The sequence below is a fragment of the Mesorhizobium sp. WSM4830 genome (assembly GCF_055811495.1).
The window spans coordinates 12,794-35,053 of the sequence record NZ_JBVVQI010000033.1 but is presented as its reverse complement, the minus strand read 5'-3'; the positions used below and the strand labels follow the sequence as shown (position 1 = coordinate 35,053).

Genomic DNA, 22,260 nt, shown 5'->3' with positions numbered 1-22,260 from the left:
CTTCTGAGCTGGAGACGAGCACTTGATCTGGGCGCGGCTGAAGGACGATATCGGCACGCGGATCGCTGGCCTGACGCGGCCGACGCGCTCGGACTGGATTTTTGCCCTGCGCACCGTTTCGGCCGGCCTCATCGCGCTTTTGGCCGCCTATGCGCTGAAGCTCGACCACCCGCAATGGGCGATGATGACGGTGTTCATCGTCGCACAGCCGGTCGCCGGCATGGTGCTGGCGAAGGGGTTTTATCGTCTCCTCGGCACGCTTGCCGGCGCGCTGGCGGCGATCGGCATTACCACTGTTTTCGGTGCCAACTCGTGGTTGCTGGTTGCACTTCTTGCCGTCTGGATCGGCTTCTGCACGCTGGTCTCGTCGCTGCTACGCAATCCGGAGGCCGATGGCGCGGCGCTTGCCGGCTACACCGCGATGATCATCGGCCTGCCGGCTTTCGGCCAGCCGCACCTCGTCATCGATCTCGCCGTGGCGCGCTGCGCGGAAATCGTGCTTGGTATCGCCTGCGCTGCGCTGACCAGCCGGCTGATCCTGCCGAAACTGGCCGCCGACGCCATCATCTCAAGACTGAAACGCAGCATTCTCGACCTGGCGGCCTACGCGGACGGCGCTTTTTCCGGCGGCGATGCGGAAAAGCTTGCCGGGCTGCACCGCAAGCTGATCGGCGATGTCCAGACGCTCGGCGAGATGCGCACCTACGCAAGGCTGGAGGGGCCTAGCCTCGCCACCCGCGCCTATCCGGTCCGGCGTACCATCGGTCAGCTTCTGTCGGCGCTGTCAGCGGCGCGTGCGCTGCATGGCCATGCCGCTCCGAAGAATGCAGCCCTCATCCCCGTTCGCGCCGAGTTGCAGGCCGTTGTCGGCGAACTGGTAGCCAAGTCGGGCGCGCTGGACGATACGGCGCCCTGGGTGGCGCGGCTCGACGCAATCGCCGGCAAGGCGCGGCAGATGCCTGACGTCGCGGCCGGGCAAGACATTGACTGGGCTGGCACTGTCACCCGCCTAACCATTGCCGCCGACTTCGCCGAGGCCATGCAGCAAGTGCTGCGCGGCCTGGATGCACTCCGCTCTCCCCCGTCTCGTGCCAGTCGCGAACGGCGGCAGCCGGCGCTGGTGGTGCACCGCGATTACCGTGCGGCATCGCGCAATGCCGTGCGCGCAGCAATCGCCACGCTCCTGGTCGCCGGCCTCTGGCTGGCGACGAAATGGTCGGGCGCGACGGGCACGGTCATTCTCGTCGCCGTCGTCTCCAGCCTGTTCGCCGCTCGCCCCGATCCAATCCGGTCGGCATGGAACTTCTTCGAGGGCACGTTGCTCGCCCTGCCCTTTGCGTTTCTCATCGGCCAGTTGGCGCTTCCGGTTTTGCCAGGCTTCGGCTGGTTCATGGTCATTGTCGTCCCGATCCTGGTACCAGCGGCACTGGGCATGGCCAATCCGCGCTATGTCGGCGTGGCAACGGCCTTTGCCATCAATTTCCTCGCCTTCCTCAGCCCACATCAGGCGATGACCTACGATCCGTTTCCGTTCTTCGCCAATTCGGCATCGGTCCTGGTCGGCATTCTTCTGGCGATCGGCGTCTTCGCCATCGTGCTGCCCGCCGGCCCCTGGGTCACCGTCAACCGCATCCTGCAAGCCATGCGCGAAGATCTTGCCCGCCTCTGTCTACATGAGCGTATGCCGCGGCGGCTGGCTTTCGAGAGCCTTGCCTATGATCGGGTCAATCAGTTGATGCCGCTGCTGCAGAACGCCGGCGAGAAAGGCGACGCCGTTCTCGCCGGCGGCATTGCTGCCGTTACTGTCGGCCTCGAAATCCTGCGGCTGCGCAACGCGCAACAGAGTTCCGCGATCCCGCCTGAAACAGCACTTTCCATCGCCAATTTCCTGCGCGGTCTGGCGCGCGAACTGCTGTTCAGGCGGTCCGGCGAGCCGCCGACGGCGACCGTCGCCGTCGCCAGGCAATATGCAGCTGGCATCGCGGAGCGAAGCGAAGCAGCCGAAATGCTGCATATCGCCGCCTCGCTGCGCATCATTGCCGCCGCGATCGAAGATTTTCCGGATTTTTTCGCGAAGGACCGGGTTTAAGCAGCCGCGATCGCCAGCGCGTGGCCGCGTGCGTTCTCGCGCAGCGCGTCGAGATGGATCGACTTGACCAGCCGGGCGAGATCGCCTTCGGCGGACTGCCCGCCCAATTCCTTCAGCATCAGCCAGCTGACTTCCTGGACGCCGGCGAGGCGTTTGCCATTGGCGACCTCGCGCCAGACCTTCAGCGCACGCAGGATGATGGCGTGGGTGGCGGCGGCAAGCCCGGCGCTGCGGAACAGTGCCTGCAACGCTATGTCATGCCCCCCGGCCAGCAGTGCGCTCACCCGTTGTTCGGACTGCTGGCTGAGCGCGACCAGGGCCGAACCAAAGAAGTCGACCTTGCCGTGGGCGATGGTGCGGATGACGAAGCTTGCGGTCAGGTCGCCGCGCAGACGCAGATGTTCGACAAGTGCTGTATGTTCCTCGGCACGCGTGCCTTCGATCAATGTCACGGAAGCTTTGACGCAGGCATCGCGGGTGACGCGCTCAGCCCTGGCGGCGCCCATCAGCGCCAGCACCAGCGGCGAGCCCTTGAGCGTCTCGCCCACTTTGACCAGCAGCAAATGCCGGCAATCGGCGGGCAGGCGTGCGTCGGCAATCAGCGCCTCGCGCACCAGAGGCAGATGGCCGTGCCGCTCGGCCATGCGGCGAAAGCTGATCGATGCGATGTCGGCGCCGCTGTTGGCGAGCAGCGTGGCGCAGGCCTCCGGCTCGCCGATCTCGGCGATCGCCGCCGCAACCGACATCGAGAGGCGTGGCCGGTCGGCGATCACCTTCTGCGTCGCCTTCTGGCCGCCGGCAACCCGATCGATCAGGTCGGCATCGGTAAGCAGCGGCGACCGCGCCAGTACCAACGCGGCCACCTCGGGCTGGTCCGAAGCCAGCGCGCTGACGATCTGCGGCGGCGCGTAGTGGCTCATGGAAAGCGCGTCGGCGATTGCCAGCCGCACCTTCGACGATGCGTCATCGAGCAGCAATGTCAGCGCCGCCTCGGCAGCGCAGCGGTCCTCGAAAGGCAAGTCCGAGTCGACATAGGCGCGAGCCAGCGCGCTTGCCGCCGCAGCGCGCTCCGACACCTTCGCCGTGTGGATCCATTTCAGGAAATGCGAAACGACCATGTCGCCTGCTTACGCCCTTTGCCAGAACGCTTCTGGCCCCTGTCGAGACCGTAGGCACAAATGGTTTACGAACGGTTCACCATGTTCGTTAACTGGCTTGCGAGCCCGGTATGCAACGCCTATCAACCCTTAAGCAGCGGAGGAGATCGACAATGGCCGGACTTTACCTTGAGGAGTTCGTTGTCGGCCATGTGTTCAAGCACACGCTGCGCAAGACCGTGACCGAAAGCGACAACATGCTGTTTTCGGTGATGACGCTGAACCCGCAGCCGCTGCACATTGACTTCGACTTCGCCGCCAAGAGCGAATGGGGCAAGCCCTTGGTCAATTCGCTGTTCACGCTTGGCCTGATGATCGGCATCTCGGTCAACGACATTACCGTCGGCACCACTATCGCCAATCTCGGCATGAGGGAGACGGTGTTTCCGCACCCCGTCTTCCATGGCGACACCATTCGCGTCGAGACCACGGTGGTTTCGGTACGCGATTCCAGATCGAAACCGGACCGCGGCATCGTCGAGTTCGAGCATCGCGCCTATAACCAGAACGACGTGCTGGTTGCCAAATGCACGAGGCAAGCCATGATGATGAAAAAGGCATAGCCGATGCGTTCTCTGCTCTTCGTTCCCGGCGATTCGGAAAAGAAGCTGGAGAAGGGCTTTGACGTGGGCGCCGACGTGGTCATCGTCGACCTCGAGGATTCGATTGCCGCGCAGAACAAGGGTCTGGCGCGCGATACAGCGGCGCGTTTCATCGCCGCACACAGGCACCGAACCAGCTCCTTGATTTATGTGCGCGTCAATGACCTTTCGACCGGACTGACCGACGACGATCTGGCGGCGCTCGTGCCAGCAAAACCAGACGGCATCATGCTGCCTAAGTCGAACGGCGGACTGGATGTCCAGCATCTCTCGGCCAAGCTCAGGGTGCACGAAGCTGAAAGCGGCCTGCCGGATGGAGCTATAAGGATCCTGCCGATCATCACTGAAACCGCCGCCGGCGTTCTGGCAGCAGCGACCTACGCCCGTGCAAGCGCGCGGCTTGCCGGCGTCACCTGGGGCGCGGAGGATTTGTCGGCGGCAATCGGCGCGCGCGCCGCGCGCGACGAGAACGGCCGCTACACGGTTGTGTTCCGCCTCGCCCGCACCATGACCATCCTCGCCGCAAGTGCCGCGGAGGTCGCGGCGATCGACACAGTCTTTCCGGACTTTCGTGACATGGCAGGCTTCGAGGCCGAATGCGCGGAGGCCGAGCGCGACGGCTTCACCGGCAAGATGGCGATCCATCCGGCGCAGGTGCCGGTCATCAACGCTGCTTTCACGCCTTCGGCGCAAGCGGTGAAAAGCGCCCTGGCGATCGTCGAGGCGTTCAAGGCGGCAGGAAATCCAGGCGTCGTCGGCATCGACGGCAAGATGTACGACCGGCCGCATCTCAAGCTCGCCGAGCGGCTCCTGGCGCGGGCCAGGGTAGCTGGGCTTGGCGCTTAAGACTGTTCCGCGCCGAAATTATCCCACCCACGGCCCCGAATAATCGGCATAGAGCTTTGCCGGATCGGGCCGTGGTCGTTCCGGCGCTGGCCCCTGATAGGAGCCGATATGGACGAAACCGACGACCCGCTCATGCGGGGCCAGGCCGAGGATCGCCCTGCCCTCGGGCACGTCGGAATACCAGTTGCTGATCATGTTGGTGCCGTAGCCCAGCGCATTGGCGGCAAGCATCAGGTTCATCGCCGCCATGCCGCCGGACAGGAACATCTCCCATTGCGGGATCTTTGGATTTTCCCTGGGGATCGAGATCACGCCGATGACCAGCGGCGCCCGCGAAAAGCGCGCCAATTCCTGGTTGCGGCGGCCTTCCGGCAGCGGCCCTTCACGCTGTTCGGCAAGTGCCGCCAGCTTCTTGCCGATCTCGATGCGAGCTTCGCCGCGATACAAGATGAAACGCCAGGGCTCCAGCCGGCCATGGTCCGGCACCCGCGAGGCTGCGGCGATCATCGTCGCAATCTCCGCATCGCCGGGTGCCGGTTCTTTCAAATCCGGGATCGGCGCGGAATTTCGGGTCAGCAGAAAATCGATGATCGGCGACGCCATGGGCGCAAGTCTCCTGGAATTTGAGCTGAAGCGCACCATCGGGACATCGGGCGGCTTGGGCATTGGCGCGGCGCGCCGGACAAAGAGCCCTGTAGCAGAAGCCGACCGGACTCTTAAGCCTTGAAATTGCCACCGCCTTGGGCTTCAACGCAAGGCATGTTTGAGGGGACATTGCGTCTTTTCCTGATATGGGTCGCTGCCGCACTGTTGATGGTGCCGGTTTCGCTTGCCGTCGCCCAGGATGTGGACGGCCTCGGCGAGCTGAAACTTCCCGGAATTTCGGGCTATGCGCCTCCAAAAAGCGAGACATCGCTGGCGTTGGGGAGCAGCGGGGCAATCACGCTGTCGGCGCAATTGACCGACAAGGGCGCCGACATCACGCGCGGCATCGTCTGGCGCGTCTTCAAGCCCGAATCGGCCAGCGACGGCAAGCTGCCGATGGTCGCCTCGGCTCATGGCGGCACCGCCGTATTCCAGCTCGAGCCGGGTTCGTATCTGGTCCACGCCTCCTACGGGCGGGCCGGCGCCACCAAGCGCATCACAGTCGGCAAGGAAGCCAAGCGCGAGAGCCTCGTGCTCGATGCCGGCGGCCTCAAGCTCGATGCCGTGCTGTCGGGAGGAGTGCGCATACCGCCGAAGAAGCTGCGCTTTTCGATCTATGAGAGCCACGCCGCGGCCGATGGCGATCGCGCTCTGATCATACCCGATGTCGAGCCGAACAGCGTCGTGCGGCTCAATGCCGGCACCTACCATGTCGTGTCGACTTATGGTGCGGTGAACGCGGTCATCCGCTCCGACATCCGCGTCGAGGCCGGCAAGCTGACCGAAGCGACCGTCGAGCACCGTGCGGCCGAGATGACCATGAAGCTGGTGCGCGAGTCAGGCGGCGAGGCGATCGCCGACACCTCCTGGTCGCTGCTCAACGAGTCCGGCGATCCGATCAAGGAAACCGTCGGCGCCTTCGCCTCGATGGTGCTGGCCGAGGGCGACTACACCATCATCGCCAAGAACCGCGACCGCATCTACCAGAAGGATTTTACCGTGGTTGCCGGACACAACCAGGACATCGAAGTTCTGGCCACCGAGGCTTCGGCCATCGATTCCGAGGAAAGCGCCGACTGAGCCCTGCCTGTCTAAGCTGCCTTGCGCATGCGTCGCGCCGGCAACTGGGCGCGGCGTGACAGGCACATGAAAAATGGCGGTGGATTGCTCCACCGCCATTCATTGCAGGTCGGCAGGCTCAGGCTGCGCGGCGCTTGCGGTCGGGTGTCACCGCCTCGTCGGCAAGCAGCCTCACGGCAGCTGCGAGGCCGAGCGATTCCTGGTCGCGCGACCCGAGACGGCGGACATTGACCGTTTCTTCCTCGGCCTCGCGCTTGCCACAGACGAGGATGACCGGGACCTTGGCCAGCGAATGCTCGCGGACCTTGTAGTTGATCTTCTCGTTGCGCAGATCTGCTTCGGCGATCAGCCCGGCCGCCTTCAGCTGCGCAACGACCTTTCGCGCGTAATCGTCGGCATCGGAAGTGATCGTCGCCACCACCACCTGCAGCGGCGCAAACCAGAGCGGGAAATGGCCGGAATAATTCTCGATCAGGATGCCGAGAAACCGCTCCATCGAGCCGCAGATGGCGCGATGCACCATCACCGGCTGCTTCTTTTCCGAATCCGAGCCGATGTAGAAGGCGCCGAACCGTTCCGGCAGGTTGAAATCAACCTGCGTCGTGCCGCATTGCCAGTCGCGGCCTATGGCGTCCTTCAGCACATATTCGAACTTCGGCCCGTAGAACGTGCCCTCGCCCGGATTGACGCCCGTCTTGATCCGGTTGCCCGACCGCGCCGCGATCTTGTCGAGCACGTCCTGCAGCACGCCCTCGGCATGATCCCACATCGCGTCGGTGCCGACCCGTTTTTCGGGGCGGGTCGCCAGCTTGACGGTGATTTCGTCGAAGCCGAAATCGGCATAGGTCGACAAGATCAGGTCGTTGATCTTGATGCACTCGTCGGCGAGCTGTTCCTCGGTGCAGAAGATGTGGGCGTCGTCCTGGGTAAAGCCGCGCACGCGCATCAGCCCGTGCAGTGCGCCGGACGGCTCATAGCGATGCACATTGCCGAATTCCGCAAGTTTTACCGGGAGATCGCGGTAGGACTTCAGCCCGTGCTTGAAGATTTGGACGTGGCCGGGGCAGTTCATCGGCTTCAGCGCAAACACCCGGTCATCGTCGGTGTCGTCGCCGGCCACCGTCACCTTGAACATGTTGTCTCGGTACCAGCCCCAGTGGCCTGACGTCTCCCACAGGCTCTTGTCGAGCACCTGCGGCGCGTTGACCTCCTGATAGCCCTGCTCGTCGAGGCGGCGACGCATGTAATTGACCAGGTTCTGGAACATCCTCCAGCCCTTGGCGTGCCAGAACACGACCCCGGGGCCTTCCTCCTGGAAATGGAACAGGTCCATCTCACGGCCGAGCTTCCTGTGGTCGCGCTTCTCGGCCTCCTCCAGCATCGTCTGATAGGCCTCGAGCTGCGCCTGATCGGCCCAGGCCGTGCCGTAGATGCGGGTCAGCATCGGGTTGTTGCTGTCGCCGCGCCAATAGGCGCCGGCGACCTTCATCAGCTTGAAGGCGTTGCCGATCTGGCCGGTCGAGGCCATATGCGGGCCGCGGCAAAGATCGAACCAGTCGCCCTGTGCATAGATCTTGAGGTCCTGATCCTCGGCGATGGCGTCGATCAACTCGAGCTTGTAGCGCTCGCCCTTGTCGGCAAAGATTTTTTTCGCCTTTTCACGCGACCAGACCTCTTTGGTGAACGGCTTGTTGCGCGCAATGATCTCGCGCATCTTCTTCTCGATCACCGGGAAATCGTCGGGCGTGAACGGCTCGTTGCGGGCGAAATCGTAGTAGAATCCGTTTTCGATCACCGGCCCGATGGTCACCTGCGTTCCCGGCCAAAGTTCCTGCACGGCTTCGGCCAGCACATGCGCTGCGTCGTGGCGGATGAGCTCCAGCGCACGCGGGTCCTCGCGGGTGATGATCTCGACTTTGCCTGATCTGCCGATCGGGTCGGAAAGGTCGCGCAGCGTGCCGTCGATGCTGTAGGCGACGGCCTTTTTGGCCAGCGACTTCGAGATCGATTCCGCCAGGCCGGCGCCGGTCATCGCCGCGTCATAGTCGCGGACGGAGCCATCGGGAAATGTCAGGGAAACGGAATTCAGCATAAGATTCTCCTATCCAGTCCCGCAAACGAGCGCGGGTGGTGAAATGCATGTCGCCCAAAACTGCCTAGCGGTTTTGGGGCTACGACATGCATCAGTAAGTGCCGGATGCGTCCGGCGGCGAGCGGTCTTTTATGGACAGTTTTCGGCGCCGTAAAGCCGGATGTAGGTCACCTGAGGAGATTCGGCAGCTCTTTCAGGAACATCGCCCGCGTCTTGAGCCCCTTTGGCGTGTCGGAACGTTTCGTATCGACTACCAGGCGGGCAAAGACGATCTTGCGGGCGTCCGTCTGCGCCCAGCCGACAAACCAGCCAAGCGAGCGCTTGTCGGCGCTGTCGCCAAGCCTGGTCGTTCCAGTCTTGCCCTGCACCGTCCAGCCGCCTGCCCGGAAGGTCGGGACAATCGCACTGGTCATCGCATGGGCCTTGTCCGAGACCGGCAGTTTCCGCGCCAGCAGCTTGCGCAGGAAATCGACCTGCTCGATCGGCGATATCTCAAGCGAAGAGTTCACCCAGGAATGGGTGAGTCCGTCATTCCTGCCGGCAGTGCCGGAGACGTCGGTGTTGCCATAGTCCAATCTGGACACATAGCCGGCAAACTGTTTGCTGCCGAGCTGTTGCGTAATCTCGCGTGAGAACCAAAGGACCGAATCCCTTTCCCAAATCGTCGGGTCGACGGTCTTGCGGTCCCGTTTCGGCGCGTTGAACTCCGCCTTGTACTCCCAGCTCGGCGTGTGCTCGTCGCTCAGGATTCCGGCGTCATAGCCGATCAGCGCCAGCGGAACCTTGAATGTCGAGGCGGGGCTGAAGCGCTGGTTGCAGGTCCCTTGGCGATACAGCGTCTCGCCGCTTGCGGCGTCGACGATCAGCGTGCATTCGACGTCCGCGAGCGGCGCCGATTGCGCACGGATCGGAAAACCCAACAGCCACGCCAGGACATAGAGAACCACGGCGAAAACGAAGGGAAGACGATCTATCCGGCGCATTTGGTAATCTCTCCTGAAGGGGTGTCAGGAGCGGCTTAGCGAGGCGTCTTGTCTCGATTTTGTCTTAAATGCGCTATGTCCGCGCAAGCTTCGGTTAACCCTACCAGATCGTAAAGGCGGTCCGGTTGTGTACCGAACAGTTGCGTTCAGCTGTCCAGGTCGCCACGTTTTTTCCCGATCAGCCAGTACCGCCATGGCGTGAACCAGAGGTAGCGATCGCCCAGCACATCAGGCACGCGGTCGATGCCGTGCGTGCCAAACGGCCCGCAGCGCAGCACCCGGAAAAACCCAATCCAGCCACCGGCCCACAGCCCATGCCGGGCGATCGCCTCGTGCGTATATTCGGAACAGGTCGGCAGATGCCGGCAGGAATTGCCGACGAAGCCGGACAGCGTCAGCTGGTAGAGCCGGACGAGCGACGTGCCGAGGAGGCGGCCCGGCGTCTTGCGCCACGGGCCGGGCCAATTGCGTCCTTGTCGAATCGGCCCGGCGCCGTGCGCTTGCCGATGTTGGCCGACCACTGCAGTCTCCACATCGCGTTTCCCTACACGATAGATGTGCGCATCGGGCCAGGAACGCAATGCCGTCCGGCAATCCCATCATGGCCTGGTACGGCGAACCGGGCAGCGGTCGGGCGTCGGCTTCCGGCATACGGCGACGCCAGTCGGTGGCCTCTCCTCGCACCGATCCCTACGCGGTTTCTCGTCGTACCGTTGAAACGTCGCGATCCGCACGACATCGCCCAGAATATTGAGAAACTGGATCATAGCGGCACTCCTTGAGCACCGATTAGAGCGCCGCTGGCCTTGCTGTTCAAACGAGTATAACGTCCACGTCAGATAACTCTGAGTTATGCGAATGAAGCGCGGACACCTCCCCCTGACGGCTCTCAGAAGCTTCGAAGCAGCCGGTCGTCACCTGAGCTTCAGCCGTGCGGCCGAGGAGCTTTATGTTTCGCAGGCGGCGATCAGCCGCCAGATCCGCGAGCTCGAAGCCTTCCTGCGCCAACCTCTGTTCTTCCGCCATCATCGCCGCGTCGAGTTGACCGACACCGGCCGGCGGCTGCTCGACCAGTTGGTCAGAAGTTTCGAGGGCATCGACAGGCTGCTTTCGGAATTGACGGCGGCCCCGACGCAGTCCGTGGTCCGTGTCAGCGTCGAGCCGTCGCTTGCATCCGTATGGCTGGTGCCGCGGCTCAACCGCTTTCGCGAGTTGCGACCCGATATCGACGTTTCCCTTGAGGTCGACCCGAGGTTGATAGAGTTTCGCAGCGATCAGCCCGAACTTGCCCTACGCTTCAGTGCGCACGCCACCTCATGGCCACGCAGCGAAGCCGAACAGCTTGCCGCGGTCGTCGATTCACCAGTTCTGTCGCCGGCGCTTCTTGCATCCGGCCCAGCTCTGGAAAAGCCGATCGACCTTGGTCGCTATACATTGCTGCACGAAGAAAACCGTCAGGCTTGGGCGCGCTGGTTCGAAGCGGCGGGCGTCACGGCTGATACCGTGCCTGCGCGTGGTCCGATGCTGGCGGATGCTTCGCTTTCGAAGCAGGCAGCCTTGCTTGGACATGGTGTCGCGCTGGGCGATCTTTTGCAGATCGGCGAAGAACTTGCGTCCGGCGCGCTGGTCAAGCCTTTCGACATCGACGTCGCGTCCGGCGCCTATTGGCTGGTGGCCAGAAGGCTGAATGACCTTTCCGAGCCGGCCAGGGCTTTTGCCGACTGGGTCCGGGCGGAATTCGCCGAAAGCCGGCGTTTCCTTGCCGAGATCTAAGCCGCCTCTTCCGCCCGCTTCTTTTTTTCGATCTGGCCGATCGCATCGACCACTGCGTCGAACGTCAGCATGGTCGAGGCGTGGCGCGCCTTGTAGTCGCGCACCGGTTCCAGGTATTTCAGGTCGGCGAAGCGGCCTTCGGGCGGCGGGCCATTTTCCTTCAGCATCTTCAGCATCGTCTCGCGCACGCTGCGCAATTCTTCGGCGCTGGCGCCGACGACATGCTGCGCCATGATCGAAGACGACGCCTGGCCAAGCGCACAGGCCTTCACATCATGCGCGAAATCGCTGACGACGCCATCATCCATCTTCAGATCGACGGTCACCGTCGAGCCGCACAGCTTGGAATGTGCTCGTGCGGTTGCGTCGGGCCGCTCGAGCCGGCCGATCCGTGCGATGTTTCCGGCAAAACCCAGAATTTTCGCATTGTAGACATCGTCGATCATATTTTTCCAATCCGTCGCCGCCCAGCGAACAGTCATTGCCGCTCTGGCGTCTTCCTTTCGCTCGGCACGAACATATATAATGGCGATAGTCGGGTATCGACAAGGCGACCACAAACCTCGTCATACCCAATTCTGTTCACGCCACTTACGGGCTGGAAACCGGGCGAGTTTCTGACACCCGAAAGGTCGTGGTCCGTTCAACTCGTTCCTCCTGAGAGAGGAACTACGGGAGACGCCTTTATGGACGCCGTTATCAAGAAACTCATGCCGCGGTCCGCCTATATGGAAAAGCCGGTCACCGACCGGCCGAGCGAGGCCGAAGTCGAAGCCGCCGTGCGCACCTTGTTGCGCTGGACCGGCGACAACCCTGACCGCGAGGGCCTGATCGACACGCCGAAGCGCGTCACCAAGGCGTTCAGCGAAATGTTCAACGGCTATGATATGTGCCCGGCCGAGGAACTTGGCCGCACCTTCGAGGAAGTCGCCGGCTATGACGATCTCGTCCTCGTCAAGGACATATCCTTCCACTCGCATTGCGAGCATCACATGGTGCCGATCATCGGCAAGGCGCATGTCGGCTATCTGCCTGACGGCAAGGTTGTCGGCCTGTCCAAGATCGCCCGCGTCGTCGACATCTTCGCCCATCGCCTGCAGACCCAGGAAGCGATGACCGCGCAGATTGCCGGCGTCATCCAGGACGTGCTCAATCCGCGCGGCGTGGCCGTTATGCTTGAGGCGGAGCATATGTGCATGGCCATGCGCGGCATCCGCAAGCAGGGCTCGACCACGCTGACCTCAACCTTCACCGGCGTCTTCAAGGACACACCCGAAGAGCAGGTCCGCTTCGTCACAATGGTGCGCGGCAGCAGGATCTGATCGGCTTGCCGGCTTCGCTAGATAAGGACCGGCGAATGTCGGCATTGGAATTCCCGAAAGCTCCAACAGACAAGAAGGCACTCGAGGAAGGCACGGTCCTTTCACCGCGCTTCGATGCTGCCGGCCTCGTCACTGTCGTGGTCACCGATGTCGAAGACGGCATGCTGCTGATGGTCGCGCATATGAATGCCGAGGCGCTGGCGCTGACGCTCGAGACCGGCATCGCGCACTACTGGTCGCGTTCGCGCAACGGGCTGTGGAAGAAGGGCGAAACCTCGGGCAATGTCCAGCAGGTCGTCGACATGCTCACGGATTGTGACCAGGACGCGATATGGTTGCGCGTCAAAGTGCTGGGTCATGAAGCAACTTGTCACACCGGCCGACGTTCATGCTTTTATCGGACGGTGGGGCTGAGCGATGGCAAAGGGACGCTTGCCAGCGACGGCAGCAAGCCGCTGTTCGATGCGGAAAAAACCTATCGAAAGCCCAATACACCATCAATATGAACCATTCGCAGCACTTCAGCCACGTATATTCATGATTTCGATACGGCCCGCCTGTAGGATGACCGTGGGACAAGGGAGATTGTGATGCTCGACTGGGCGTCATTGCGCAACAGACCTGACGTTCGGGAGGCCAATGGCCTCTCTTCGGCCGCAGGCGCATCCGAAACCAAATCTCCGGGCAAAACAGGGATTTCTCTGGCATTGGGTGGCGGCTGTGCGCGCGGCTGGGCGCATATCGGCGTGCTGCGCGCGCTTGACGAAGCCGGCATCGAAGTGTCGATGATCGCCGGCACCTCGATCGGCGCGCTGGTCGGCGGCTGCTATGTTGCCGGCAAGCTCGACGAGCTGGAAGAATTCGCGCGCAGCCTGACCAGGCGGCGCATTTTTGGCCTTCTCGATCTCAATCTACGCGGCAGCGGTCTGTTCGGTGGCATGAAGCTCGATGCGCGGCTGCGCGAGCACATAGCCGGCATCCGCTTCGAGGATCTGCCAAAACCATTCGTCTGCGTCGCTTCGGAAATCCGCACCGGCCATGAGATCTGGCTGTCGAGCGGCTCGTTGAGCACCGCCATGCGCGCCTCCTACGCGCTGCCCGGCGTGTTCGAGCCGGTCGCCTGCAATGGGCGTGTGCTGGTTGACGGCGCCCTGGTCAATCCGGTGCCGGTCTCGGTTTGCCGTGCCTACGAGCAGCCGCTCGTGGTTGCGGTGAACCTCCACTACGATCTGTTCGGCCGCGCCGCGGTGATCAAGCACAGCGCCGGCGAGCTGGTCATCGAGAAAGACGCGCCGCGGGCCGGCCACGCCGATCCCGAACGCCAGTCGCGCGAGACGCGGCTCGGCATCACCGGCGTCATGGTAGAAGCCTTCAACATCATCCAGGACCGCATTTCGCGCGCCAGGCTGGCCGGTGACCCGCCGGACATATCGCTGCAGCCGAAGCTCAGCCATATCGGCCTGACCGAATTCCACCGCGCCGACGAAGCGATCCGTATCGGCTACCAGGCAACGATGGCGCAGATCGGCGACCTGACGCGGCTGCAGACCGTCCTCGCTTAGGCAGGGCGGTCCGCGAGCTCTCAGGCAAGCGCCGCGTCGACGATACGAAATTGCACCGTGCGGTTGCCGTTCCAGTGGTTGCCCGACAGCGAGCCGGCGACATGCACCGGCTTGCCCCTGTTCTTGAACAGGAATTCGCCGAGCGCAGTATCGACGGCGCGAAAGGCGATCGCCTGGATGCGGCCGCCGCTTTCCGACTGCAGTTCGGCGCGGATGTGGTTGCTGCCGACCGCCCGCGCATCGACAAGCCGGTGACGCGGCAGCGCGAACACCGGCGCGACATGCCCTGCGCCGAACGGCCCTGCCCTCTCAAGTGCATCGAGCAGCGCAAGCGTCGCGCCCTCGGCGGCAAGCGCGCCGTCGATCGCCAGGCTCTCCTCGCCTTGCAGGCGGAACACATCCACCGCCGCGCGCTCTTCGAAGAAAGCCCTGAGTTCGCCGAGCTTCGCCCGCTCGACAGTGATGCCGGCCGCCATTCCGTGGCCGCCGCCCTTGACGATCAGCCCGGCATCGGCAGCCTCGCGCACCAGCCGGCCGAGGTCGAAGCCCGACACCGAACGGCCTGACCCCGTACCGACACCATTGGCGTTGAAGGCGATGGCAAAGGCCGGCCGTCTTGCATGGTCCTTGAGCCGCGAGGCAAGCAGGCCGACAATGCCCGGATGCCAGTTGCTGCTGGCTGTGACCACGATGGCCGGTCCATTGCCGCCGGCAAGCTCGGCGTCGGCCTCTGAGCGCGCCGCGGCCAGCATCTCCTGCTCCATCGACTGCCGCTCCTGGTTGAGCCGGTCCAGTGTCTCGGCGATGGTGCGCGCCTCGACCGGGTCGTCGGTTGCAAGCAGGCGGCTGCCAAGTGCTGCGTCGCCGATGCGCCCGCCAGCGTTGATGCGCGGACCGATCAGAAAGGCCAGATGGAATGTGCTGATCGGCTCGCCTATACGTGAGACCCGCGCCAGCGCCGCCAGCCCTTCGTTTCTCTGCTGCCGCGCCACCTGCAGCCCCTTGACGACGAAGGCGCGGTTGACACCGGTGAGCGGCACCACGTCGCAGACAGTGCCCAGCGCCACCAGGTCGAGCAGAGCAAGCAGGTCCGGCGGTGCGGCATCCGGCAGGCGGCCGCGCAGGATCTTCGCCGTCTGCACCAGGCAAAGGAAGACGACGCCGGCGGCACAGAGATGGCCTTGCCCGGAAAGGTCGTCCTCGCGATTTGGGTTGACGACCGCAGCCGCTGCCGGCAACGGCCCGCCGACCTGATGGTGATCGAGCACCACGACGTCGGCGCCGGCGGCCTTCGCGGCGTCGATGGAAGCAGCACTATTGGTGCCGCAATCGACCGTGACGATCAGCGTCGCGCCGCGCGAGACGAGTTCGCGCATCGCTTCCGGATTGGGGCCGTAACCCTCGAAGATGCGGTCCGGTATATAGATCTCCGACGGTACCGAGAAATGTGCGAGGAAGCGCTTGAGCAGCGCCGACGAGGCGGCGCCGTCGACATCGTAGTCGCCAAAGATCGCCACCTTCTCCCTGGCCGTCACCGCCTGGGCGATGCGAGAGGCGGCCTTGTCCATGTCGGTCAGTGATGCCGGGTCGGGCAGCAGGTTGCGGATGGTCGGATCCAGGAACCGCTCGGTCTGCTCGGCGGTGACGCCGCGCCCGGCCAGCACGCGCGCCACGATGTCGGGCACGCCATAACCTTGCGCGATGGCGAGCGCAGCCATGTCCTGGCGCTCGGTCAGCCGGTGTTCCCAGGAAACGCCGGTGGCCGATTGCCTGACATCGAGGAAAAAGCGCCTTTCCCCCGTCACGTGACGCGCCGTCTGCAATTTGTCATTGCGCACAATATGCAACGGCTAACTGAGTCGAAATCAAAACTTTTCCAGATCCTGGTGCCTGGCCTTGATCTCGCGCACGGTTCGCGACGACGAGCGCAGCACGATCGTATGCGTGGTGATGAAATTGCGGCCGAACTTGACGCCGGCCAGCATGTTGCCGTCGGTGACGCCGGTCGCGGCAAACAGCACGTCGCCGCGTGCCATGTCTTGCGTGTGGTAGATCCGTTTAGGGTCGGAGATGCCCATCTTGGCGGCGCGCGCCAGCTTTTCCGGCGTATCGAGGATCAACCTACCCTGCATCTGGCCACCGGTGCAGCGCAAGGCGGCGGCTGCGAGTACGCCTTCGGGCGCGCCTCCGGTGCCGAGATAGATGTCGATGCCGGTCTCGTCCGGGTCGGTGGTATGGATGACGCCGGCGACATCACCGTCGCCGATCAGACGGATTGCGGCTCCGGTCGCCCGCACAGCTTCGATCAACGCGCCATGGCGTGGCCGGTCGAGAATACAGGCGGTGATCTCCGCCACCGGCACGCCTTTGGCCCTGGCGAGGCTGGCGATGTTTTCGGCCGGCGAGGTGTCGATGTCGATGATGCCGTCGGCATAGCCCGGGCCGATCGCGATCTTGTCCATATAGACGTCGGGCGCGAACAGAAGGCTGCCTTTTTCGGCAATGGCGATAACGGCCAATGCGTTGGGCAGGTTCTTGGCGCAGATCGTCGTGCCTTCGAGCGGATCGAGCGCTATGTCGACAGCCGGGCCTCTGCCGGTACCGACCTCCTCGCCGATATAGAGCATCGGCGCCTCGTCGCGCTCGCCTTCTCCGATCACCACCGTGCCGTTGATGGCAAGACGGTTGAGCTCCTGCCGCATGGCATCGACCGCGACCTGGTCGGCGGCTTTCTCGTCGCCGCGACCGCGCAATCGGGCGGCCGCGACCGCGGCGCGTTCGGTAACGCGCACCAATTCCATGGTCAGTATCCGGTCGAGGCCGGCGACAATGTTCTGGGCCACATTCATCTATGGACAATCCTCGTTGGCACTTTGTTTTTATGCATGTCGTTGTTCCAAAACCGCCGCACACTTTTGGGCGACATGCATTAGCCTCCCGCCGGAGGCGCGCTTCTTGTGTCAAAGCCTCGTGACAACAGCAAGACCTGCGCTGGGCCTTTTTGAAAGCGCAGCAATATCAATCGATTAAACGAAAAATATGAGACTACTATCCGGCCCGCTCGATGCGGATGACTTGCGGCTTATCGGTCAGAAGGCTGTCCCTGGTGATGCCGTCGACGGCCTTGCGCACCGCCGCCTCGGTCGTCTCGTGGGTCACCAGGATGACGGTCTTCTGTGCCTCGGTTTCCGGCCCGGCGGCATGCTGGACGATCGATTCCAGCGAAATGTCGTTGTCGGCCATGCGCTTGGCAATCGCGGCGAAGACGCCGAGGCGGTCGTGCACGGTCAGCCGGATGAAATATCCGCCGGCATGGCTGCGCATCTGCGCTTTCTTGTAAGGCTTCAATTCCTTCGCCGGCCGGCCGAAGACCGGACCGTGCTGGAAGCCAGGCCGGCTCTTGGCGACGTCGGCAATGTCGCCGATCACCGCCGACGCGGTGGCGTTGCCGCCGGCGCCAGGGCCGGAAAGCAGCAATTCGCCGAGGATGTCGGTTTCTATCGCGACTGCGTTGGTGACGCCGTGCACCTGCGCGATGACCGAGGCCGTCGGCACCATGGTCGGGTGGACGCGCTGCTCGATGCCGCTTTCGGTGCGTTGGGCGACGCCAAGCAGCTTGATTCGGTAGCCGAGATCGCCGGCCGCGCGGATGTCGGCCTGGCTGATGTTGGAGATGCCTTCCATGTAGATATCGTTGGCGGCGATCCTCGTGCCGAAGGCAAGGCTGGTCAGGATCGACAGCTTGTGCGCGGTGTCGTGGCCCTCGATGTCGAAGGTCGGGTCGGCTTCGGCATAGCCCAGCCGTTGCGCATCCTTCAGGCAGGCATCAAAGGACAGGCCCTCGGCTTCCATGCGCGTCAGAATATAGTTGCAGGTACCGTTGAGGATACCGAAAACGCGGGTCACCGAATTGCCGGCCATCGCCTCGCGCATTGTCTTTATAACCGGAATGCCGCCGGCCACCGCCGCCTCGTAATTGAGCAGCACGCCCCTCTTTTCTGCGATCTCGGCCAATGCCACCCCGTGTTTGGCAAGCAACGCCTTGTTTGCGGTGACGACATGTCGGCCGGCCTCGAGCGCCGCTTTCACCGAGGACCGTGCCGCGCCTTCGTCGCCGCCGATCAGCTCGACGAAGACATCTATCTCGGCGGTCTGCGCCATCTTGACGGCGTCGTCGAACCACCGTGCTATGCCAAGATCAACGCCGCGGTCGCGTTTGGGATCGCGGGCCGAAACCGCCGACACGACGATGTCGCGTCCGCACTGCCGCGTCAGTTCGGCCGCCTTGTCGCGCAGCACGCGGGCCACCGACGCACCGACGGTGCCGAGGCCGGCAATTCCAACACGCAACGCTTCAGCCATGTCGGCGACGCCCCTCAACAATTCGGTCGATTGATGTGTAAGAAACTCAGCGATGCGCAGCGAGCGGCACGACATTGTTTGGCTGCTTGGTGCTGGATGCGAGGAAGCGCTTGATGTTGCGCGCTGCCTGCCGGATCCGGTGCTCGTTTTCGACCAGCGCGATGCGCACATGATCGTCGCCATGCTCGCCGAAGCCAACGCCCGGCGCCACCGCGACGTCGGCGTGCTCGATCAGGAGCTTGGAGAATTCGAGCGAGCCGAGGTGCTTGAACGGCTCCGGGATCGGCGCCCAGGCGAACATCGACGCCGCCGGTGCGGGAATGGTCCAGCCGGCACGGCTGAAGGCGTCGACCATGACATCGCGGCGTTTGCGGTAGACGTCGCGCACTTCGGCGATGTCGGCGCCATCGCCGTTGAGTGCATGCGCCGCCGCCACCTGGATCGGCGTGAAGGCGCCGTAGTCGAGATAGGATTTCACTCGCGTCAGCGCGGAGATCAGCCGTTCATTGCCGACCGCAAAACCCATGCGCCAGCCCGGCATCGAAAAGGTCTTCGACATCGAGGTGAACTCGACCGCGACGTCTATGGCGCCCGGCACCTGCAGCACCGAAGGCGGCGGATTGCCGTCGAAATAGATCTCGGAATAGGCAAGGTCCGACAGGATGATGATGTCGTTCTTCCTGGCGAAGGCCACCACCTCCTTGTAGAAATCGAGCGAAGCGACCAGTGCCGTCGGGTTGGACGGATAATTGAGGATCAGTGCCAGCGGCTTCGGGATCGAATGGCGGATGCCGCGCTCCAGGGCCGGGATAAAGCCGTCGTCCGGCTCGACCTGCAGCGAGCGGATGACGCCGCCCGACATGATGAAGCCGAAGGCGTGGATCGGATAGGTCGGGTTGGGGCAGAGGATCACGTCGCCGGGGGCGGTGATCGCCTGCGCCATATTGGCAAAGCCCTCCTTCGAGCCGAGCGTCGCCACCACCTGGCTGTCCGGATCGAGCTTCACGCCGAAGCGGCGGGCATAATAGTTGGCCTGGGCACGACGCAGGCCCGGAATGCCGCGCGACGACGAATAGCGGTGCGTGCGCGGATCGCGCACCACCTCGCATAATTTGTCGACGATGGCCTTGGGCGTCGGCAGGTCCGGATTGCCCATGCCAAGGTCGATGATGTCGGCGCCGCGCGAACGCGCGCTGGCCTTCAGCCTGTTGACCTGTTCGAAGACATAGGGCGGAAGCCGGCGGACCTTGTGAAATTCTTCCATGGCAGTTCCAGACAGTGAGGTTGCGGTCGCGCGTATAAGCTTATTTGCAATTAGGGTCGAGAGCGGGGTCGCATTTGCCTTCGATCTGCTTCAGCGTCTCGGCGCCGTGTTTTTTTGCCAGCTGGTCCAGCGCTGCCTGGTCCGCGACCTTGACGCCGCCGCCCTTCGCGGCCTGGCTCTGTTCCTCGGCCTTCAGTTGGGCGAGCTTGGCGTTCTTTTCCTCGTCGGTGAATTGCTCGGCCGCCACCTGCGGCCGGATGTTCAGGTTCGGATAGGAACCGGTGTCCTTCGCGCCGACAAGGCCGGTGGCGGGCACTGCTCCTTCCATGTTGCTGCTCGTGCAGCCGGCCATCGCCAACAGGACGAGCACCATGCGGCAAAAACGACCAGTGCCGGAAAAAACGTTCTTGCGAATATTAATCGTCATATTGTTTTCCTGGAGGCCGGGTTAGAGCACATTGGACCCTGTCCGATATCCCATGGTAATATGTCAACAAAACGCTTCGGGAGGAACCCCGCGAACCATGTCCAAAACACCCGATTCGGGCAAAGCGGAAGATGACCAACCTTCGACCGTCGAGCAATATCTGGTGAAGGACCCGGAACGCTTCGCTCTGAACATGGCCCGCATGATCGAGCAGGCCGGCAAAGCCGCCTCGGCATGGGCCGAGCCGCGGGAAAAGGGCGAGGTGCGCGATCACGTCGCCGAGCCGGTCGTCGACATGGTGAAAACGTTCTCCAAGCTCACCGAGTACTGGCTCTCCGACCCGCAGCGCGCGCTGGAGGCGCAGACGCGGCTGTTTTCCGGCTACATGACCGTCTGGGCCAACGCCGTCCAGCGCATCGGCGCCGGTGCCGACGACGCCGAAGACGCGGTCAAGCCCGAGCGCGGCGATAAGCGTTTCCAGGATCCCGAATGGGGCCGCAACGCCTTCTTTGATTTTCTGAAACAGGCTTATCTCGTCACCTCGCGCTGGGCGGCCGAACTGGTCGAGCACGCCGACGGCCTGGACGAGCACACCCGCCACAAGGCCGGCTTTTATGTCAAGCAGGTGTCCAATGCCATCTCGCCGTCGAATTTCATCCTGACCAATCCGGAATTGTTTCGCGAGACTGTCGCCTCGAACGGCGAAAACCTGGTGCGCGGCATGAAGATGCTGGCCGAGGACATCGCCGCCGGCAAGGGCGACCTGAAACTGCGGCAGGCCGATTATTCACCCTTCGAGATCGGCAAGAATCTCGCCACCACGCCCGGTAAGGTGGTCGGCCGCAGCGATGTCGCCGAAATCCTGCAATACGATCCGGCGACCGAGACCGTGCTCAAGCGGCCGCTGCTGATCTGCCCGCCATGGATCAACAAATACTACATCCTCGACCTCAACCCGCAAAAATCCTTCATTCGTTGGGCAGTCGAGCAAGGCCACACCGTGTTCGTCATCTCCTGGATCAACCCGGACGAGCGGCACGGCGCCAAGAGCTGGGAGGCCTATATCCGCGAGGGCCTGCAATACGGCCTCGACACGATCGAAAAAGCCACCGGCGAAAGGCAAGTCAACGCCGTTGGCTATTGCGTCGGCGGCACGCTTTTGGCGGCGGCCCTGGCGCTGATGGCGCAGGAAGGCGACCACCGCATCAAATCCGCCACCTTCTTCACCACCCAGGTCGATTTCACCTATGCCGGCGATCTAAAAGTGTTCGTCGACGAGGAGCAGGTCGCGGCCGTCGAAAAGGCGATGAACGAAAAAGGCTATCTCGACGGCACCAAGATGGCGACCGCCTTCAACATGCTGCGCTCGGGCGACCTGATTTGGCCCTATGTCGTCAACAACTACATGCGCGGCAAGGATCCCCTGCCCTTCGACCTGCTCTACTGGAATGCCGATTCGACCCGAATGGGCGCTGCCAATCATTCTTTCTACTTGCGCAATTGCTACCTCGAGAACAGGCTTTCGCAAGGCATGATGGAACTGGCGGGCCGCACGGTTTCGCTGAAGGACGTTACCATTCCGGTCTACAACCTCGCCTCCAAGGAGGACCACATCGCGCCGGCGCTGTCGGTATTCCTCGGCTCGAAATATTTCGGCGGCGAGGTCGACTACGTCATGGCCGGCTCCGGCCACATCGCCGGGGTCGTCAATCCGCCGGCGGCGCAGAAATATCACTACTGGACCGGCGGCAAGCCGGCCGGCGACTTCGACCAATGGCTCGCCGAAGCCACCGACCATCCCGGTTCCTGGTGGCCGCACTGGCAACGCTGGATCGAAGCCAAGGACAATACCCGCGTACCGGCCCGCAAACCGGGCGAGCATATGCAAGTTCTGGGCGAAGCCCCCGGCACCTATGTCAAGGTGCGCGTGTAACCATCTGTAATGTGTGGTGAGTTGACGCGCCGCCAAAAGCGGGCGAAATGGTGCCGTCAACCCTGAGCAGCCTTGATTCATCCTCTAGCCGCCAAATTACTTTGAGGCTTGCAGATTTGACAC

20 protein-coding genes are annotated in these 22,260 nt (G+C 63.2%); 9 read left to right on the top strand and 11 right to left on the bottom strand.

Annotation, left to right across the window (positions count from 1 at the left end; translation table 11 throughout):
• The first annotated feature begins 22 nt into the window (after nucleotides 1–22).
• The gene (locus AC0L2Y_RS29190) at nucleotides 23–2,089 is read left to right on the top strand and encodes an FUSC family protein (protein ID WP_473561238.1); all 2,067 of its coding nucleotides are present in this window, start codon (nucleotides 23–25) and stop codon (nucleotides 2,087–2,089) included.
• Here the strand turns inward: AC0L2Y_RS29190 and AC0L2Y_RS29185 are convergent.
• Nucleotides 2,086–3,207: a DUF2336 domain-containing protein gene (locus AC0L2Y_RS29185; protein ID WP_473561236.1), complete on the bottom strand. Its 1,122-nt coding sequence runs from the start codon at nucleotides 3,205–3,207 to the stop codon at nucleotides 2,086–2,088. The two genes, AC0L2Y_RS29190 and AC0L2Y_RS29185, sit on opposite strands and share 4 nt — an antisense overlap.
• 110 nt (nucleotides 3,208–3,317) lie before the next feature.
• Between AC0L2Y_RS29185 and AC0L2Y_RS29180 the strand changes: the two genes are divergently transcribed.
• Together AC0L2Y_RS29180 and AC0L2Y_RS29175 are read left to right on the top strand one after the other, a co-directional pair.
• Entirely contained in the window at nucleotides 3,318–3,809 is a 492-nt protein-coding gene (locus AC0L2Y_RS29180; protein WP_473561234.1) for a MaoC family dehydratase, read from the top strand.
• Nucleotides 3,810–3,812: 3 nt separating this feature from the next.
• On the top strand, nucleotides 3,813–4,694 hold the full coding sequence (locus tag AC0L2Y_RS29175) for an HpcH/HpaI aldolase/citrate lyase family protein (protein ID WP_473561233.1): 882 nt from the start codon (nucleotides 3,813–3,815) through the stop codon (nucleotides 4,692–4,694).
• 18 nt (nucleotides 4,695–4,712) lie between these two features.
• Here AC0L2Y_RS29175 and AC0L2Y_RS29170 read toward each other — a convergent pair whose 3' ends face one another.
• Nucleotides 4,713–5,297 (bottom strand): nitroreductase family protein, encoded by a 585-nt coding sequence (locus AC0L2Y_RS29170; RefSeq protein WP_352737125.1) that lies wholly within the window; start codon nucleotides 5,295–5,297, stop codon nucleotides 4,713–4,715.
• Between the two features lie 156 nt (nucleotides 5,298–5,453).
• Between AC0L2Y_RS29170 and AC0L2Y_RS29165 the strand changes: the two genes are divergently transcribed.
• Nucleotides 5,454–6,419, top strand: coding sequence for a hypothetical protein (locus tag AC0L2Y_RS29165; RefSeq protein ID WP_473561231.1), 966 nt, complete (start codon nucleotides 5,454–5,456; stop codon nucleotides 6,417–6,419).
• Nucleotides 6,420–6,537: 118 nt separating this feature from the next.
• On the opposite strand, the gene thrS is transcribed toward AC0L2Y_RS29165, so the two are convergent.
• The 3 genes from thrS to yidD all read right to left on the bottom strand — a co-directional run bounded on the left by thrS (nucleotide 6,538) and on the right by yidD (nucleotide 10,015).
• Nucleotides 6,538–8,511, bottom strand: a complete 1,974-nt coding sequence (thrS, locus tag AC0L2Y_RS29160; protein WP_473561229.1) for a threonine--tRNA ligase — start codon at nucleotides 8,509–8,511, stop codon at nucleotides 6,538–6,540.
• 167 nt (nucleotides 8,512–8,678) lie between these two features.
• The gene (blaOXA, locus tag AC0L2Y_RS29155) at nucleotides 8,679–9,494 is read right to left on the bottom strand and encodes a class D beta-lactamase (RefSeq protein ID WP_473561228.1); all 816 of its coding nucleotides are present in this window, start codon (nucleotides 9,492–9,494) and stop codon (nucleotides 8,679–8,681) included.
• A 146-nt stretch (nucleotides 9,495–9,640) separates the two neighbouring features.
• The gene (gene yidD / locus AC0L2Y_RS29150; protein WP_473561227.1) at nucleotides 9,641–10,015 is read right to left on the bottom strand and encodes a membrane protein insertion efficiency factor YidD; all 375 of its coding nucleotides are present in this window, start codon (nucleotides 10,013–10,015) and stop codon (nucleotides 9,641–9,643) included.
• Between the two features lie 337 nt (nucleotides 10,016–10,352).
• Between yidD and AC0L2Y_RS29145 the strand changes: the two genes are divergently transcribed.
• Complete coding sequence (locus tag AC0L2Y_RS29145) at nucleotides 10,353–11,267, top strand: LysR substrate-binding domain-containing protein (RefSeq protein WP_352492756.1); 915 nt, start codon at nucleotides 10,353–10,355, stop codon at nucleotides 11,265–11,267.
• Here AC0L2Y_RS29145 and AC0L2Y_RS29140 read toward each other — a convergent pair.
• Entirely contained in the window at nucleotides 11,264–11,713 is a 450-nt protein-coding gene (locus tag AC0L2Y_RS29140) for an iron-sulfur cluster assembly scaffold protein (RefSeq protein WP_473561225.1), read from the bottom strand. The two genes, AC0L2Y_RS29145 and AC0L2Y_RS29140, sit on opposite strands and share 4 nt — an antisense overlap.
• A 240-nt stretch (nucleotides 11,714–11,953) precedes the next feature.
• On the opposite strand from AC0L2Y_RS29140, the gene folE reads away from it, so the two are divergent.
• The 3 genes from folE (at nucleotide 11,954) to AC0L2Y_RS29125 (ending at nucleotide 14,151) form a co-directional block, all read left to right on the top strand.
• On the top strand, nucleotides 11,954–12,589 hold the full coding sequence (gene folE / locus AC0L2Y_RS29135) for a GTP cyclohydrolase I FolE (protein WP_473561223.1): 636 nt from the start codon (nucleotides 11,954–11,956) through the stop codon (nucleotides 12,587–12,589).
• 35 nt (nucleotides 12,590–12,624) lie between these two features.
• On the top strand, nucleotides 12,625–13,095 hold the full coding sequence (gene hisI / locus AC0L2Y_RS29130) for a phosphoribosyl-AMP cyclohydrolase (RefSeq protein WP_473561221.1): 471 nt from the start codon (nucleotides 12,625–12,627) through the stop codon (nucleotides 13,093–13,095).
• An 84-nt stretch (nucleotides 13,096–13,179) separates the two neighbouring features.
• The gene (locus tag AC0L2Y_RS29125; protein ID WP_352466977.1) at nucleotides 13,180–14,151 is read left to right on the top strand and encodes a patatin family protein; all 972 of its coding nucleotides are present in this window, start codon (nucleotides 13,180–13,182) and stop codon (nucleotides 14,149–14,151) included.
• Between the two features lie 20 nt (nucleotides 14,152–14,171).
• On the opposite strand, the gene recJ is transcribed toward AC0L2Y_RS29125, so the two are convergent.
• From recJ to AC0L2Y_RS29100, 5 genes are all read right to left on the bottom strand, one after another.
• Nucleotides 14,172–15,956 carry a single-stranded-DNA-specific exonuclease RecJ gene (gene recJ / locus AC0L2Y_RS29120; RefSeq protein WP_473561219.1) on the bottom strand — a complete coding sequence of 595 codons (1,785 nt, stop codon included), beginning with the start codon at nucleotides 15,954–15,956 and terminating at the stop codon, nucleotides 14,172–14,174.
• Nucleotides 15,957–16,016: 60 nt separating this feature from the next.
• Nucleotides 16,017–17,000 (bottom strand): class II fructose-bisphosphatase, encoded by a 984-nt coding sequence (gene glpX, locus AC0L2Y_RS29115; protein WP_352492761.1) that lies wholly within the window; start codon nucleotides 16,998–17,000, stop codon nucleotides 16,017–16,019.
• Between the two features lie 199 nt (nucleotides 17,001–17,199).
• Nucleotides 17,200–18,513 (bottom strand): homoserine dehydrogenase, encoded by a 1,314-nt coding sequence (locus AC0L2Y_RS29110; RefSeq protein ID WP_473561217.1) that lies wholly within the window; start codon nucleotides 18,511–18,513, stop codon nucleotides 17,200–17,202.
• Nucleotides 18,514–18,559: 46 nt separating this feature from the next.
• On the bottom strand, nucleotides 18,560–19,777 hold the full coding sequence (locus AC0L2Y_RS29105; protein ID WP_352620508.1) for an LL-diaminopimelate aminotransferase: 1,218 nt from the start codon (nucleotides 19,775–19,777) through the stop codon (nucleotides 18,560–18,562).
• A 40-nt stretch (nucleotides 19,778–19,817) separates the two neighbouring features.
• The gene (locus AC0L2Y_RS29100) at nucleotides 19,818–20,204 is read right to left on the bottom strand and encodes a hypothetical protein (protein WP_473561215.1); all 387 of its coding nucleotides are present in this window, start codon (nucleotides 20,202–20,204) and stop codon (nucleotides 19,818–19,820) included.
• Between the two features lie 97 nt (nucleotides 20,205–20,301).
• Here AC0L2Y_RS29100 and phaC point away from each other — a divergent pair, with 97 nt between their 5' ends.
• Nucleotides 20,302–22,137 carry a class I poly(R)-hydroxyalkanoic acid synthase gene (gene phaC, locus AC0L2Y_RS29095; protein ID WP_473561214.1) on the top strand — a complete coding sequence of 612 codons (1,836 nt, stop codon included), beginning with the start codon at nucleotides 20,302–20,304 and terminating at the stop codon, nucleotides 22,135–22,137.
• Nucleotides 22,138–22,260: the final 123 nt, after the last annotated feature.

Excerpts from the sequence above, each read along its gene's own strand:
- folE (WP_473561223.1), top strand. The coding sequence starts at position 11,954 with ATGGACGCCGTTATCAAGAAACTCATGCCGCGGTCCGCCTATATGGAA.
- AC0L2Y_RS29140 (WP_473561225.1), bottom strand. The coding sequence starts at position 11,713 with ATGATCGACGATGTCTACAATGCGAAAATTCTGGGTTTTGCCGGAAAC.
- glpX (WP_352492761.1), bottom strand. The coding sequence starts at position 17,000 with ATGAATGTGGCCCAGAACATTGTCGCCGGCCTCGACCGGATACTGACC.
- AC0L2Y_RS29175 (WP_473561233.1), top strand. The coding sequence starts at position 3,813 with ATGCGTTCTCTGCTCTTCGTTCCCGGCGATTCGGAAAAGAAGCTGGAG.
- AC0L2Y_RS29125 (WP_352466977.1), top strand. The coding sequence starts at position 13,180 with ATGCTCGACTGGGCGTCATTGCGCAACAGACCTGACGTTCGGGAGGCC.
- AC0L2Y_RS29185 (WP_473561236.1), bottom strand. The coding sequence starts at position 3,207 with ATGGTCGTTTCGCATTTCCTGAAATGGATCCACACGGCGAAGGTGTCG.
- AC0L2Y_RS29100 (WP_473561215.1), bottom strand. The coding sequence starts at position 20,204 with ATGACGATTAATATTCGCAAGAACGTTTTTTCCGGCACTGGTCGTTTT.
- AC0L2Y_RS29180 (WP_473561234.1), top strand. The coding sequence starts at position 3,318 with ATGCAACGCCTATCAACCCTTAAGCAGCGGAGGAGATCGACAATGGCC.
- hisI (WP_473561221.1), top strand. The coding sequence starts at position 12,625 with ATGTCGGCATTGGAATTCCCGAAAGCTCCAACAGACAAGAAGGCACTC.
- AC0L2Y_RS29170 (WP_352737125.1), bottom strand. The coding sequence starts at position 5,297 with ATGGCGTCGCCGATCATCGATTTTCTGCTGACCCGAAATTCCGCGCCG.
- AC0L2Y_RS29110 (WP_473561217.1), bottom strand. The coding sequence starts at position 18,513 with ATGGCTGAAGCGTTGCGTGTTGGAATTGCCGGCCTCGGCACCGTCGGT.
- thrS (WP_473561229.1), bottom strand. The coding sequence starts at position 8,511 with ATGCTGAATTCCGTTTCCCTGACATTTCCCGATGGCTCCGTCCGCGAC.
- AC0L2Y_RS29165 (WP_473561231.1), top strand. The coding sequence starts at position 5,454 with ATGTTTGAGGGGACATTGCGTCTTTTCCTGATATGGGTCGCTGCCGCA.
- AC0L2Y_RS29105 (WP_352620508.1), bottom strand. The coding sequence starts at position 19,777 with ATGGAAGAATTTCACAAGGTCCGCCGGCTTCCGCCCTATGTCTTCGAA.
- blaOXA (WP_473561228.1), bottom strand. The coding sequence starts at position 9,494 with ATGCGCCGGATAGATCGTCTTCCCTTCGTTTTCGCCGTGGTTCTCTAT.
- AC0L2Y_RS29145 (WP_352492756.1), top strand. The coding sequence starts at position 10,353 with ATGAAGCGCGGACACCTCCCCCTGACGGCTCTCAGAAGCTTCGAAGCA.
- phaC (WP_473561214.1), top strand. The coding sequence starts at position 20,302 with ATGTCCAAAACACCCGATTCGGGCAAAGCGGAAGATGACCAACCTTCG.